We start from the raw sequence: 12,991 nt of genomic DNA, 5'->3' as shown, positions 1-12,991 counted from the left end.
GGCTTGCGTATAGCAGGCGGTTTAAGGTACTATCATACTACTTATGAGCGAAAATACTTCCCCGACCCCCCGAAAATTCACACCCGCTTCCAATCGGTTTAGCGTCTGGAACACCCTGACTACCGTGATTGGCGTGGGTATCATTCTGGCGACCCTGTTCACCCTGTTCACGCCCGCTGTGCTGTTCTCCAACGAGATGCTCAACCAGATGTTTGCGTCCTGGCAGAGCTCCCCATCCGGGCAGTCTGCAGTCGGCACGCCTGAGACCACCGCCCTGCCCTCGACACGAATAGGCATCGTCGCCGGCCACTGGGGGAATGATTCGGGCTCGGTTTGCAGCGACGGCCTCACTGAAATGCAGGTCAACCTGGAAATTGCCACCCGGGTCCAAAAATCGCTCATCGCCGACGGGTACCAGGTTGATTTACTCGAAGAGTTCGACCCGCGCCTCAGCCAGTATCGGGCGGCCGCTCTGGTTTCCATCCATAACGACTCGTGCGATTACATCAATGACGAAGCTACCGGCTTCAAAGTGGCAGCGGCTTCGTCCTCGGCCTATCCGGAGAAAGCGGCCCGCCTGCAGGACTGCCTGATCGATCGCTATCAAAAAGCGACCGGGTTGGTTTTTCACTACAATACCATCACCCCGGATATGACCAGTTACCACACTTTCAACGAAATTCACTCCGACACGACGGCCGCCATCATCGAAACCGGATTCCTTAATCTCGACCGTGAGATCCTGACTCAGCATACCGATCAGGTCGCGCAAGGGATCACCGACGGCATCCTGTGTTACCTGCGCAATGAGCCGATCTCCGAGAACGTTCCCACCGCATCGCCAACGCCATGAGCCAACCGGATCCTTCGCGCGCCAACCTCGCCCTACAACAAGCCCGCCAGGCCCTAAACCTCGGAAAACGCACCGAGGCGCGCCGTTTTGCCATGGAAGCCGCGCGCAATAATCCGCAGTTGGAAGAGGCCTGGCTGATACTGGCCGCCCTGGCCAGCCCGGAAGCCAGCCTGACCTACCTGCAGCGCGCTTTGGAGATCAATCCTGCCAGTGAACGTGCCCAACGCGGTATGGCATGGGCTCTAAAACGCAAGGCTGAAAGCAGCCAACCTACCGCGCCCTTCACGGTTCAGGCGACCACGCGGCCCATTTCCATCCATCCAATTTCTCCCGCATCCGCGCCTGCCTCCATGCCTGTGGCGTCCACGCCGGTCGCCCCATCGATTCAACCCGCCCGCGAAAGAACGCGGCCCGCTCCGGCCCAACCGGTGGTTGTAAAACCCGCGCGCCGGAAAAGCACCTGGGTGTGGGGCCTTCTGGCCCTTGTACTGATCGTTTGCCTGAGCGTGGCAGCCTGGTTCGCGTTGCCCACATTGACCGCGGTTGCCAACAGCGGCGCGGCCCAGCGTCCGCAGGGCGCGCTGGTCAAACCCAGCCTCACGCCGACCTTGACGCCGACTCCCACGGCCACGTTCACGCCCACCATTACCCCCAGCCCAACCCCCACTCCAACCGAGACGCCGACGCCGATTCCAACCGACACGCCCGAACCGCAGCCAACTCAACCCGGCGCCATCAGCCAGTTGCAGCGCCCGGACGGGGTCGATGCGGGGGAGATATGGGTGGATGTCGACCTGACCAACCAGCGTTCCTATCTTGTCGAAGATGAAACGGTCATCGGTTGGTTCGTTGTTTCAACCGGCACCTGGCAGCACCCGACGGTGACCGGCCTGTATAATATCTACGTCAAATACCGCTATGCCGACATGTCCGGTCCGGGTTACTACCTGCCGGACGTGCCCTACGTGATGTATTTCTACAAGGGTTACGGATTGCACGGCACTTACTGGCACAGTAATTTTGGCGTCCCCATGAGTCATGGCTGCGTCAACTATCGCACCGAGGACGCCGGTTTCATTTACGAACGCGTCGAAGTAGGCACACCGGTTTACGTTCATTATTAAGGGCAGACCCAGTGGCCGCGACCGGTACCCCCTCCCTCAACCGTCGGGATTTTCTGAAACTGGCCGGCGCTACTCTGGCAGCAGTCTTTCTGCCGCCTGGTACGCACCCGGTGAGCGCCCAGGCGCCAACCCAGTTCACTGAATCTCCGCGCCTGGGTCGGATTATCGCCGACAACACCCGGGTTTACGATAAGCCCAGCTTGAACGCCAATGTACTCAAGAAATTCTTTGCCGATCAAATTTATTCCATCACCGATGTGACGATTGGCGACGAAGAGCCCGCCTATAACCGGGTCTGGTATGAATTGAACGGCGAGGGCTATGTTCATTCCGGCGGCGTCCATCCGGTGGATGTCCGGCCGAATGAACCGGTCAGTAAGATTCCCGGCGAAGGCCGTCTGGCCGAGGTCACTGTCCCGTATACCGATAGCACCTGGAGTCCGCTGCGCACCGAATCCGTCGTCTACCGGTTGTACTATGGAACCACCTACTGGATCACCGGCGTCATCGCCGACGCGGAAGGCGTTCCCTGGTACAGTTACTATGATGAAAAATGGAAACTGACCTTCTATGCCAAGGCGTCCCACCTGCACCTGATCGAACCGGAGGAGTTGAAGCCCATCTCGCCGGAAGTGCCGGCCGAGAGGAAACGCATCGAGATCCTGCTGGACGAGCAGGCAGTCGTTGCGTACGAGTACGATCATCCCGTCTTCATGTGCCGCGCCGCCACCGGAGCGCACTTCAGCGACGGCGATTTTCGCACGCCGGCTGGCCGTTACCTCATGAATCGAAAGCGCCCGTCCCGTCACATGGCAGACGGCGACTTTGCCGCCCCGGCCAGCTATGATCTGCCCGGCGTTCCCTGGGTGAGCTATTTGACCGACAGCGGTATCTCATTTCACGGCACCTACTGGCACAACGATTTCGGCAAACCGCGCAGTCACGGCTGCATCAACATGCCCTCGCCCGGCGCGCGTTGGATTTATCAATGGACGAACCCGGACGTTCCCTGGGGCGAGCGATTGTTCCAGAACGATCCCGGAACCATCGTGGACGTAATCTAGTCCTCATCCAAATATTAACCAAAACCTGATACAATAAATCCAGAAAAGGATTTTCTAAACCGTCGAGGTTTGCATGCGAAAAGCACTCTTTGAAGGACTGGTGGTCGACGAAAACGGCAATCTTGTAACGACCGGTTATGTTGGCGATGAACCATGCTATATCGTCAACGATTCAGGTTTTCTCCGCCACGTACCTTCCGAGCAGGTCGACCGTCAGGTTCTGCAGATGATGGGCGAGCAGATCGAAGGCCATGAAGATGAAATCAGCGAGCAAACCGCTAAAATGCTCGGCCAGGAAGACATTTTCACCCGCGCCATGTTGCTCAATCAGATCAAGCAGATGGATAAACAATTCGAATCCCTGCTCCAGACGGGCATTCCGGAAGACGCCCGCGCTTATATGGGAATGATGGGCTTTAAAATTGTGATCGACATGCACGGTGAAATCGTGCGCGTCGATCAGCCTTCGGCTCCGAGCGATGAGGGCGAATAATCCATCCGATACCGGACTCCGATGTAATTCTTATATCCGATTGCTAAAATAAAATACTTTAGTAGTATGTTAGGCGGAGAAACCCAAGATGATGACATCGGATAATATCGTCGATGTAAACGAAACAGATTTCGAGTATGAGGTCATCTCATACTCTGAGAATATCCCGGTGGTGGTGGAGTTCTGGGCGACCTGGTGCAAGCCGTGCAAAACCCTCGGCCCCATGCTGGAAACGCTGGCGCGTGAAGCTCAGGGGACTTTCCGGTTGGCGCGCGTGGACGTGGACGCCAATCCGAATCTGGCCTTGCACTACAACGTGCGCAGCATCCCCACCGTCAAAGCCTTCAGCCAGGGCGAAGTGGTGGGCGAGTTCACAGGTCTGCAACCCGAAGAGCGCGTGCGGGAGTTTCTGGCGCGCATCACCCCGCCCAGTCCCCTCTCGCTGGCCGTCGAAAAAGGCAACAGCATGCTGCAGGAACATGATTGGCAGGAAGCTGAAAGTATTTTTGGCGATGTGTTGGATCAAGCCCCTCAGCACCCCGAGGCGCTGCTCGGCATGGCGATTGCGGTATTGGGCCAGGGATACGGCAATGAGGCCCTGGAAATCCTGCACGCTTTTCCAGCCAGCCGCGAATACACCCGGGCCCAACGGCTGCTGCCGTTAGCCGAGGCGCTCGAAAAAAGCGAAAACGGCCTGCTCCCGGACGAAACTGACCTGGACGCAGCCTTTGGCAACTCCGTTCGCCTGGCCGGACGCGGCAATTTGCTGGCGGCCTTGGATGGGCTGTTGGATATCCTGCGCCAGGACAAACACTACCGCCACGATGCCGCCCGGCAGGTGTTTTTGGGCCTGCTGGAACTGCTGGGCGATTCAGACCCTCAATCGCGTACCTACCGATCGGAATTGGCCGCGATCTTATTCTAATGGATCGAAAGAAAAGCCCGGCAGCCAGAATTCCCGCTGCCGGGCTTTTGTGAATCGAATGGGTTGGCTTACTTGGTGAGCGTCAGCGTGCCCCAGGTGCCCGGATCGAGGAAATTGCGGTCTTCCAGGTTCGAGACCATGCTTTGCTGCTCTTTCGAGCCGGCTTTATCATCGTCGGAAATCGAAAGGCCGAAACCGAACTGGCCGCCGGAGGCCGGCGTGACCCCCAGAGTCTTCCAGGGGATGGCAAACTCGACCCGATACACTCCGGTCGAGGAGACCGCCGCGATCTTAACATCACTCAGGTTGCCCGCCTTGCCCGAAGGATACCAGAGGTAAGCTGAGGTGGCGCCGCCGATCTTATCCTTGCCCGCCGAAATGCCGATCTGATAATCGTCGTTGCTCAGGCTACGAACGGCAAAATCGCCCCACAGGTCCGAGTCGAACAGCAATTCGATGCTGTCGCCCTTGTAGATCTCTGCGCCGGTGGCATTCTGCACGTAGGTATCATCCAGCACCTTGACCGCGACGTACAGGTAGGTGTTATCCCAGCCGACCCGGAAAGAGCCTTCCAGATCGTCGCTGTTCTTCCAGTTACCCGCGCCGAAGACGACAAAGCGCGCCGGATAGGCATCCGTTTTCCATTCACCCCAATCGCCGTCGATTTTCGGTGCCGTCGCCAGATAGGCTGCCTTGATGGCCGGCCCCGGGCGGGTCACCGCCGTGGCGGAAGGCGGCACTTTGGTGGGCGTGGCCGATGCAGCCTGGGTGGCAGTCGCTGCGGGAGGTGTCGTGGTGGCTACCACGACCGATCCGCTGGTCGCGGTCACCAGGGCGGGCGGCGTGACCGTTGGCGGAATGCCCCCCGGCGCGAACAACGCGGTCAGCGTCAAGTTCGGTGTGGGGAATAGATCCTGGGTAGGCTTTGCCTGACCGGGCAGGTTGCAGGCCGTCAGCAAACTGACCACACAGAGCAAAGACAAAATCACGAACCCTTTCTTGCTCATTCATTCCTCCTTTGTTCTTCACGACACGAATTCATTATATCAACGCTGCGATCAAATCAGTTATAATTATTTCCGGGGAGTCGCTCCATGGATAAATCTCCACTGATCACATCTAATCACAGCGCCCTTTTTCAAATTGATGTCTATGTTGTGGTTTTCACGCTGCGAGAAAATCGTCTCCAGGTTCTGCTCAACGATTTACCGTCCGCAGGCGCTTGGCAAATCCCGGGCCTGGCGCTTCCAACCGATCTGTCGTTGGAAGAAACCGCCGCTCAATGCGTTGCGAAATATACTGGGTTGCATGAAGCATACCTGGAGCAGCTTTATACATATGGTGACCCGGATCGCAATGCCGTCTCGGTGGTGTATTTTGCCCTGGTGCCGGCCGATTCTCTCCTCACCCCTTTAGACGAATCTGCGGCCGATTGGTTCCCGGTCGACACGCTTCCGCCGCTTATTCTCGATCACGGCGACATCCTGACCTACGCGCTGCGCCGCCTGCGCTATAAGTTGGAATACAGCGCGGTCGGATTCGAACTGCTGCCCGACTATTTCAGCCTGTCCGAGCTGCAATCCACCTATGAAATTATTCTGGGTGAAAAACTGGATAAACGCAATTTCCGCCGGCGCATCCTGCAGGCCGGCATCATCGAAAGCACGCCCCGCCGCCGCACAGGCGAAGGCCGCCCGGCCCAGTTGTACCGCTACCGGCCGGACGCCGTGGCCGAGGTCAAGGCGAGACGGTTGTTCCCGTAGTCAGATCGATATTCCCGTTCCAGTAAGCTGAAATAGAATTGATCGACCCATTGACCGCGCCAATAATATTCCTCTCTGAAGACACCCTGCTTTGACATGCCGGCTTTTTGCATGACAGAAGCGGAGCGCAAATTCTCGGAATTGCACATCCCCACAATTTTATGAGCCCCCAATTCTCCGAAAATAAAGGAGATCAAAAGGCGAACGCTCTCCAGGCAAAAACCATTCCCTTGAAATTCTGGGAGCAGGGCATATCCGATCTCCCAGATTTTCCGTTCGCCAATATATTGCCATGTATAGACGACGCCTACCGGAACGCCATCCGAAATTCGCCGGACAATAAAATCATAAACATCATCCCGGTTGATTCTGTCGGTAAATTTCCTGCGGACAAGCTTTTCGTCTGTGATTACAGATTCTTCGTAATACCATAAGGTCACGTCTGTTTCTACTCTACACATGAAATCCATGTGCTCAGGTGTGATCGGAACAAGCTCGATTCTTTGCCCGCAAATCAAATGGTGCTTACTCTTCTTGGTTATCTCATTTTGCATGTATGTTTCTCGAAACAATTAGTTTTTTGATTTCATTACTTCAAGAACTTATACCACATTGCCGCAGTTGCCAGGAATAGAATTTTAAATCCTAGACTCCGCTTTCATCGAATTCCGGGATGAAACTCTCTATCGCCGTTTCGCCATCCTGCACGAAAGCATGGGTCACGTCGATGGAAACGGCAAAATCGACCAGTTCATCATACTCCGCCGGCGTGATCTTTCGATTGAGTTCGGGATATTTCTCGATACCGGGGAGCGGCGTATATTGGTTCATGATGCTGACGTAGATCGAATTTCCAAAGGTCTGATGCAGATACCGGATGACGTCCTTTGAATCCTGAAGGCAGCCCGGCAGGGTCAGGTGCCGCACGACCACGCCTTTCTTCATCATCCCATGCTCATCGAAAACCGGTTCGCCCACCTGGCGCAGCATTTCTTTTACCGCCGCAGATGCATGTTCAAAATAATCCGCGCAGTTCGAATACTTTTTGGCGATCTCCGCTGATACATATTTGAAATCCGGCAGGTAGATATCGACGATTCCGTCAAGCAATTTCAGGGTTTCGACTTTTTCGTATCCGCCGCAGTTATAAACGATCGGGAGGTCCAGGCCTTGTTCCCGCGCCAGCAGAACCGCGGTGACGATCTGGGGGACGTAGTGGCTCGGCGTCACCAGGTTGATGTTGTTTGCGCCCTGCCCTTTTAACTCCAGAAAGATTTCCACCAACCGTTCGATCGTGATCTTCTTCCCGGTCAGCCCCCTGGAGATTTTCTTGTTCTGGCAGTAGACGCAGCCTACCGGGCAGCCGGAGAAGAACACCGCCCCCGAACCCGCTTCACCCGAAATACAGGGCTCCTCCCATAGATGCAGCGCCGCTCGCGCCACCACCAATTCTTCCGATTCCCGGCAATACCCTTTTCGCCCGTTCGTGCGGTCGATGTGGCAATTCCGCGGGCATAACGTGCAATCCTGTAATAAAGAATTTTCCATCGAATTCCTCTCATCCCGATTGGCCGCTTTTTCGACTCGCTGCCGGTCGAAAACGCCCCTTCCGGGATGCATACCTTATTCATCCATTCCATTTCATCAAAGCAATGGTTTCGATATGGTAGGTCTGGGGAAATAAATCGAAAGGCGTCGCTTCGACCAATTGATACCCCCCGGCCGTCAGGCGCTTGATGTCGCGCGCCAGGGTGGCCGGATCGCAGGAAACATACGCCAGGATCTGCGGCGCCAGTGCCATGATGGCATCCAGCGCGGCGCGCTCCAATCCGGCCCGCGGCGGATCGACCAGCACCACATCCGGCTTCACATCCAGGGCCGGCAGGACTATCTCCGCCGCCCCGACGTACAACTCGACGTTGTCGCGGTCGTCCAGATTGGCCGCGTAATCATTGCAGGCCGATTCCGAAAGCTCCACGCCCACGCAGCGCCCTACAAGCGGCGCCATAAAGGCCGAGAAGAGCCCCACCCCACAGTAGACATCCAGCAAGGTCGTATCCTGGGTCAGCGGCAGGCGCTCCAACAGGTGCTTCACCATCGCGCCTGCCTGCTGCGTGTTGACCTGAAAAAACGAACCCGCCGTCACCCGGAAGGGTTTATCCAGCACCTCGATCACCAATCCATCGTCCCCGGCCAGCACCATCGAACGATCCGGGCCGAGATAGACTGCCGACAGGGGGAAATCGACGCTGAACTCCGGCATGGCCTCGCCATTGCCCTCCAACGCCAGCAGCAAATCATCCCCCGCCCCAAGACGCAGGTCGATGCGCTCCAACCCGGGCAAGGGTTCCAGATCGAGCAGGGGCCAGGCCTGGTTGAGCGTTTCCTCCGGCAGATGGCACTCGCGAATCGCCACCACGCGGTGCGAACCGGCCGCCTGATAGCCCAGCTTGCCCTGCGGATCGAGGTGGAACTGGACGGAATTGCGATAATTCCACTCCAGCGGGGATGGAATGATCGGTCGCACGGGCGGATCCTGGATTCCGGCTATGCGCGCCAACTGTTCGCGGACGATGGTTTCCTTGAAAGTCAATTGCCCGGCATAAGGGATGTGCTGGTAATGGCAGCCACCGCACACCCCGAAATGGGGGCAGCGGGGTTGGATGCGCATCGCCGCCGGCCGGACCAGTTTGACCAGACGCCCGCGGACATGCCCGCGTTTTTCTTCCACGAATTCGATTTCGGCCCGTTCACCCGGCAGCACAAAGGGTACAAAGGCGGCCCTGCCGTCCGCCAAACGGCCAAAGCCATCCCCACCATACACCATACCGGTGATTTCAACTTCCTGTGTCATATTTCTCCAGATCGCATTTTTCAGGTGATCCGATTATATCATCCGTGCTGCCCGGCCGGATGATGGACCGAATCACGCTTTGGGCGATTGTGAATCACCCCGAATTAATGTATATTTAATAGACTAGTTCGATGTACAATATCAACAAAAATTAGTTGCAGGATTCTTCAGGTCCAGCCATAAAGACCCCGTGGAGGAGAGCATGAAACGTTTTTCATTCTACATCGTTCCAGCACTCATCCTTCTCGTTCTGATCGTCTTCCTGGTGATCACCGTCCGGGCCCAGGCGAACGCCGGCCCGCTGCCACAAACCGATGAAACCATCATTCGCGGCGCCCGGCTGTACGACAACTGGTATGCCTTACTTGAAACCCAGCCTCGCGCCGGCGATATGCCGCTTTGGACAACTCAAACCACCAACACGCGCAGCGGCGCTGAAACCTGGCGCTGCGTGACCTGCCACGGTTGGGATTACCAGGGCAAAGACGGCGCCTTTGGCTCGGGAAGCAATTACACCGGTTTCCCCGGCGTATATCAGACCCAGGTGTCCGATCTGTCGGGCGCCATCACCGGCAGATTGGATCCTCAACATGACTTTAGCCCCTACCTGAGTGGCGAAGATGTGGATGCGCTCGTGGCCTTCATCAAAAACGGTACGATCGACGACAACCAGTTCATCGACCTGGTTTCACGCAAGGTCCTCAACGGCGATCTCGCCAACGGGAAAGCCAAATACGAAAATACCTGCGTCAAATGCCATGGTGAGGATGGCGCGGCGATGGTTTTTCGGATGGAAGGCCAAAACGTGACCCTGGGAACGCTGGCGGTGACTGATCCGTGGCGTTTTCTGCACCGGACGCGCTTTGGCACGGCCGCTGCGCCGGACATGCCTATCGGGCGTTCCCTGGGTTGGAGTGCGCAGGACGGCCGGGATGTGCTCTATTACGCGCAGACATTCCCGTCCGGGCTGCCTTCTGGTAAAGAGACCCCTTCTTTGGGCGGGCGCGAGGCGACTCCGGTTGTCCAGCCGGGCGGTCCGGCCCAGGGCTTTTGGGGTGGATTACTGACGGCGTTCGGCGCGATGGCGACCAGCCTGGGCTTCGCTCTTCTGCTCGGCGTAGTCCTGGTGGGTTTGATCTTCCTGTTGGTCTGGATCGCTCGGGGTAAAAAATAAACTCCATTTACGCCAGAGGGAATAAAGGAGCACGATATGGAGAAGAAAAAATCCTGGTGGCAGCAACCCGGCCTTCGCATTGCAGGAGCGTTGATCTTGCTGATCCTGCTGGGCGGCGCAGTTGGCGGAGTCTATTACACCCAGACTCCTCCCGAACAGCCCATCCAGTTTCCCCACAGCCTTCACGTGGGTATCGGTGCGAAATGCCAGTACTGCCACACGGGCGCCGCCACGGGCCCAACCGCAGGATTACCCAGCCCTTCCAAATGCTGGGGCTGCCATCAACAGGTTCAGGTCAAATCCCCCGAGTTGGATAAATTGGCCGCCTTTGTAAAAGCCGGCAACTCAATTCCATGGGTGCCGGTCGCCATCCAACCGGATTTCGTGCACTTCAATCACCGTCCGCATATTGCGGCCGGAGTGGCCTGCGAAACCTGTCATGGCGATGTAAGCAAGATGACGGTCGCCGAACCTCAATCCGGTCAAAACATGGGTTGGTGCCTGGACTGCCACAAGCGCATGGCGCCAGAAAAATGGGCGCGCCTTTCCGATTGCGCCACCTGCCATTACTGATAGAGGAGACGACGTACCATGAGTGAAAAAATTTCACGGCGCAAATTTCTGAAGTTCACCGGACTGGGCGCGGCGGCGGCTGCGGTGCTGACCGGCTGCGGTCCGGCTTCACGCTACGTGATCCGTAAACCTTATGCCAGCATGCCCGAGTACAACCAGACCGGCTTCAGCACCTATTACGCCACCACCTGCCGCGAATGCGCGGCCGGCTGCGGTCTGATTCTACGAACCTTTGAAGGCCGGGCCATCAAAGCCGAAGGCAATCCCAATCACCCGGTCAACCGCGGCAAGCTCTGCCAGCGTGGACTGACCTCGGTCCAGGGCCTTTACAATCCCGACCGCATCCGTGAGCCGCGCAAAGCCGCCGGCCGGGGCTCAGGCAATTTCATCGACATCGCCTGGGATGAAGCCTTGAACACCGTTTCGAACCTGTTGGGCGGCGATCCAAAAAGCGTCGCCTTCCTGATGGGCTACCAGCCAGATCACCTGTACGATCTGGTCAAGGAAATCACGGACGCCATGGGCGCACCGGCGCCGGTTCGTTACGGCGCGCTCGGGATGTTCGAAGCCCGCGCCACATTGATCGAAGCCATGCGCCAGATTACCGGTCAGGCTGGCCTGCCCTTCTTCGATCTGGGAAATGCGGACCTGGTCTTCTCGTTTGGGGCGAATTTTCTCGAAACCTGGCTTTCGCCATTGGCCTATAGCCGCGGCTACGGTAACTTGCGCCAGGGAACCCCCGGCAAACGCGGCTACCTGGTCTCCTTCGAGGCGCGTCAATCCGTCACCTCCAGCGTCGCCGATGAATGGATACCGCTCATTCCGGGCAGCGAAGGCGTGGTTGCCGCGGCCATCGGGCGTTTGATTGCCGAAATCAACGGCCAGGCCATCCCGACCGCCTTTGCCACCGTCGATCTTGCCCAGGCCGTGGAACAATCGGGTGTCAGTGAAGAAAAATTACATCACCTGGCCTATCTTTTCGCCCGGGCCGAAAAGCCCCTGGCCTTGCCCGGCGGGGCAGCCTTGAGTCATACCACCGGATTAATGACCGCCAGAGCCATCCTGGCGCTCAATGCGATCAAGGAATCGTCCTTGATCAGACTGGCCGCCGCGGACGACTCGGCCGCCAGTCTGCAGGACGTCCAGGCGCTGGTGAACCGTATGAACCAGGGTGAGATCCACACACTTTTCATCCACAGCCTCAACCCGGTTTTCGAACTGCCCGCTGCCCTGGGCTTTAGCGACGCGCTGAAGAAGGTCAAGGCAATCGTCAGCTTTGCCGCATTTCCGGATGAGACCTCAGTTCTGAGCGATTGGACTCTCCCCGACCACACCGGGCTCGAATCCTTCGGGTATCAGCGCGTCCTGACCGGCAGCGACCGCCCGGCGCTTTCGGCGCTGCAGCCGGTGGTGGTTCCGTTGTACAACACCCGCGCCACCGCCGACGTGCTGCTCGAAGCGGCCCGCATGCGGGGTGGCGCGCTGGCAGCGGCAGCGGCTTATCAGGATGAAGTGGATTTCATCCAGCAGAAAATCCGGCCGTATATCGGCGCCGGCGGCTTCTACACCGCGCCGGAAATCCTGACCTTCTGGTCATCCTGGCTTCAATACGGTGGCTGGTGGAAGGCCCAACCCGAGCCCATCCAGGTCGACCTGAAGCGCGCCCTGGAAGAATCGCTGCCGGTGGCGGCGCCCGTTTCGATTGGCCGGGATAAATTCCGATTCCACACCTACCCCACCCAGATGGGCGACGGCAGCGGCGCGAACCGTCCCTGGCTGCAGGAGACCCCCGATCCCATGACCACGGTCATGTGGAACTCCTGGATCGAAATTCACCCGGAAACCGCCGCAAAGCTGGGCCTGCGCGACGACGACGTCGTCAAAGTCAGCTCGTCCGCCGGCGAATTGGAAGCATCCGTCTACCTCTATCCCGCGATCCGGCCGGATACGGTAGCCATTCCGTTCGGCCAGGGACATACCGCCCTGGGGCGTTTTGCCGAAGCGCGCGGCGCCAACCCGGCGGCGTTGTTCGAAGTTCAAATGAATGAAGTTGGCGACCTGGCCTATGGCGACCTGCAGGTCAGCATCACTCCCACCGGCAAACGCCGCCCATTGGCGCGCTACGAAAGCCGTGAAGGCGTCTATGGCGATCATGCCGGTTGATTATC

General features: G+C 57.8%; 13 protein-coding genes. 9 read left to right on the top strand and 4 right to left on the bottom strand.

The window, feature by feature from the left end:
* Positions 1-43: 43 nt before the first annotated feature.
* The 5 genes from LARV_RS09185 to LARV_RS09160 all read left to right on the top strand — a co-directional run bounded on the left by LARV_RS09185 (position 44) and on the right by LARV_RS09160 (position 4,459).
* Complete coding sequence (locus LARV_RS09185; RefSeq protein ID WP_075073356.1) at positions 44-853, top strand: N-acetylmuramoyl-L-alanine amidase family protein; 810 nt, start codon at positions 44-46, stop codon at positions 851-853.
* On the top strand, positions 850-1,977 hold the full coding sequence (locus LARV_RS20585) for a L,D-transpeptidase (protein ID WP_201785906.1): 1,128 nt from the start codon (positions 850-852) through the stop codon (positions 1,975-1,977). Before LARV_RS09185 ends, LARV_RS20585 begins: the two co-directional genes overlap by 4 nt.
* A gap of 11 nt (positions 1,978-1,988) precedes the next feature.
* A complete protein-coding gene (locus tag LARV_RS09170; protein ID WP_075073353.1) occupies positions 1,989-3,041 on the top strand; it encodes a L,D-transpeptidase family protein in 1,053 nt (350 codons plus the stop codon).
* Between the two features lie 73 nt (positions 3,042-3,114).
* Positions 3,115-3,534, top strand: a complete 420-nt coding sequence (locus LARV_RS09165; protein WP_075073352.1) for a hypothetical protein — start codon at positions 3,115-3,117, stop codon at positions 3,532-3,534.
* Between the two features lie 88 nt (positions 3,535-3,622).
* Positions 3,623-4,459 carry a tetratricopeptide repeat protein gene (locus tag LARV_RS09160; protein ID WP_075073351.1) on the top strand — a complete coding sequence of 279 codons (837 nt, stop codon included), beginning with the start codon at positions 3,623-3,625 and terminating at the stop codon, positions 4,457-4,459.
* A gap of 68 nt (positions 4,460-4,527) precedes the next feature.
* On the opposite strand, the gene LARV_RS09155 is transcribed toward LARV_RS09160, so the two are convergent.
* Positions 4,528-5,466, bottom strand: a complete 939-nt coding sequence (locus tag LARV_RS09155; protein ID WP_075073350.1) for a sugar-binding protein — start codon at positions 5,464-5,466, stop codon at positions 4,528-4,530.
* An 87-nt stretch (positions 5,467-5,553) separates the two neighbouring features.
* On the opposite strand from LARV_RS09155, the gene LARV_RS09150 reads away from it, so the two are divergent.
* Positions 5,554-6,222: an NUDIX hydrolase gene (locus LARV_RS09150; RefSeq protein WP_075073349.1), complete on the top strand. Its 669-nt coding sequence runs from the start codon at positions 5,554-5,556 to the stop codon at positions 6,220-6,222.
* Here LARV_RS09150 and LARV_RS09145 read toward each other — a convergent pair.
* The 3 genes from LARV_RS09145 to LARV_RS09135 all read right to left on the bottom strand — a co-directional run bounded on the left by LARV_RS09145 (position 6,171) and on the right by LARV_RS09135 (position 9,076).
* Complete coding sequence (locus tag LARV_RS09145; protein WP_075073348.1) at positions 6,171-6,776, bottom strand: GNAT family N-acetyltransferase; 606 nt, start codon at positions 6,774-6,776, stop codon at positions 6,171-6,173. The genes LARV_RS09150 and LARV_RS09145 overlap by 52 nt on opposite strands.
* Positions 6,777-6,867: 91 nt before the next feature.
* On the bottom strand, positions 6,868-7,770 hold the full coding sequence (locus LARV_RS09140; RefSeq protein WP_075075177.1) for a radical SAM protein: 903 nt from the start codon (positions 7,768-7,770) through the stop codon (positions 6,868-6,870).
* Positions 7,771-7,849: 79 nt separating this feature from the next.
* The gene (locus tag LARV_RS09135; RefSeq protein WP_075073347.1) at positions 7,850-9,076 is read right to left on the bottom strand and encodes a class I SAM-dependent RNA methyltransferase; all 1,227 of its coding nucleotides are present in this window, start codon (positions 9,074-9,076) and stop codon (positions 7,850-7,852) included.
* A 202-nt stretch (positions 9,077-9,278) separates the two neighbouring features.
* Between LARV_RS09135 and LARV_RS09130 the strand changes: the two genes are divergently transcribed.
* From LARV_RS09130 to LARV_RS09120, 3 genes are read left to right on the top strand one after another with little or no spacing between them, the layout of a single operon-like run.
* On the top strand, positions 9,279-10,250 hold the full coding sequence (locus tag LARV_RS09130) for a c-type cytochrome (RefSeq protein WP_075073346.1): 972 nt from the start codon (positions 9,279-9,281) through the stop codon (positions 10,248-10,250).
* 36 nt (positions 10,251-10,286) lie between these two features.
* The gene (locus LARV_RS09125; RefSeq protein ID WP_075073345.1) at positions 10,287-10,823 is read left to right on the top strand and encodes a cytochrome c3 family protein; all 537 of its coding nucleotides are present in this window, start codon (positions 10,287-10,289) and stop codon (positions 10,821-10,823) included.
* A gap of 18 nt (positions 10,824-10,841) precedes the next feature.
* Positions 10,842-12,986 carry a molybdopterin dinucleotide binding domain-containing protein gene (locus LARV_RS09120; RefSeq protein WP_075073344.1) on the top strand — a complete coding sequence of 715 codons (2,145 nt, stop codon included), beginning with the start codon at positions 10,842-10,844 and terminating at the stop codon, positions 12,984-12,986.
* Positions 12,987-12,991 lie beyond the last annotated feature (5 nt).

It is taken from the genome of Longilinea arvoryzae, assembly GCF_001050235.1.
Lineage (GTDB): Bacteria > Chloroflexota > Anaerolineae > Anaerolineales > Anaerolineaceae > Longilinea > Longilinea arvoryzae.
This window is presented reverse-complemented; position numbering and strand designations above follow the sequence as displayed.

Coding starts and splice junctions, on each gene's coding strand:
- LARV_RS20585 (WP_201785906.1), top strand. CDS start 850: ATGAGCCAACCGGATCCTTCGCGCGCCAACCTCGCCCTACAACAAGCC.
- LARV_RS09165 (WP_075073352.1), top strand. CDS start 3,115: ATGCGAAAAGCACTCTTTGAAGGACTGGTGGTCGACGAAAACGGCAAT.
- LARV_RS09130 (WP_075073346.1), top strand. CDS start 9,279: ATGAAACGTTTTTCATTCTACATCGTTCCAGCACTCATCCTTCTCGTT.
- LARV_RS09135 (WP_075073347.1), bottom strand. CDS start 9,076: ATGACACAGGAAGTTGAAATCACCGGTATGGTGTATGGTGGGGATGGC.
- LARV_RS09125 (WP_075073345.1), top strand. CDS start 10,287: ATGGAGAAGAAAAAATCCTGGTGGCAGCAACCCGGCCTTCGCATTGCA.
- LARV_RS09145 (WP_075073348.1), bottom strand. CDS start 6,776: ATGCAAAATGAGATAACCAAGAAGAGTAAGCACCATTTGATTTGCGGG.
- LARV_RS09150 (WP_075073349.1), top strand. CDS start 5,554: ATGGATAAATCTCCACTGATCACATCTAATCACAGCGCCCTTTTTCAA.
- LARV_RS09120 (WP_075073344.1), top strand. CDS start 10,842: ATGAGTGAAAAAATTTCACGGCGCAAATTTCTGAAGTTCACCGGACTG.
- LARV_RS09185 (WP_075073356.1), top strand. CDS start 44: ATGAGCGAAAATACTTCCCCGACCCCCCGAAAATTCACACCCGCTTCC.
- LARV_RS09140 (WP_075075177.1), bottom strand. CDS start 7,770: ATGGAAAATTCTTTATTACAGGATTGCACGTTATGCCCGCGGAATTGC.
- LARV_RS09155 (WP_075073350.1), bottom strand. CDS start 5,466: ATGAGCAAGAAAGGGTTCGTGATTTTGTCTTTGCTCTGTGTGGTCAGT.
- LARV_RS09160 (WP_075073351.1), top strand. CDS start 3,623: ATGATGACATCGGATAATATCGTCGATGTAAACGAAACAGATTTCGAG.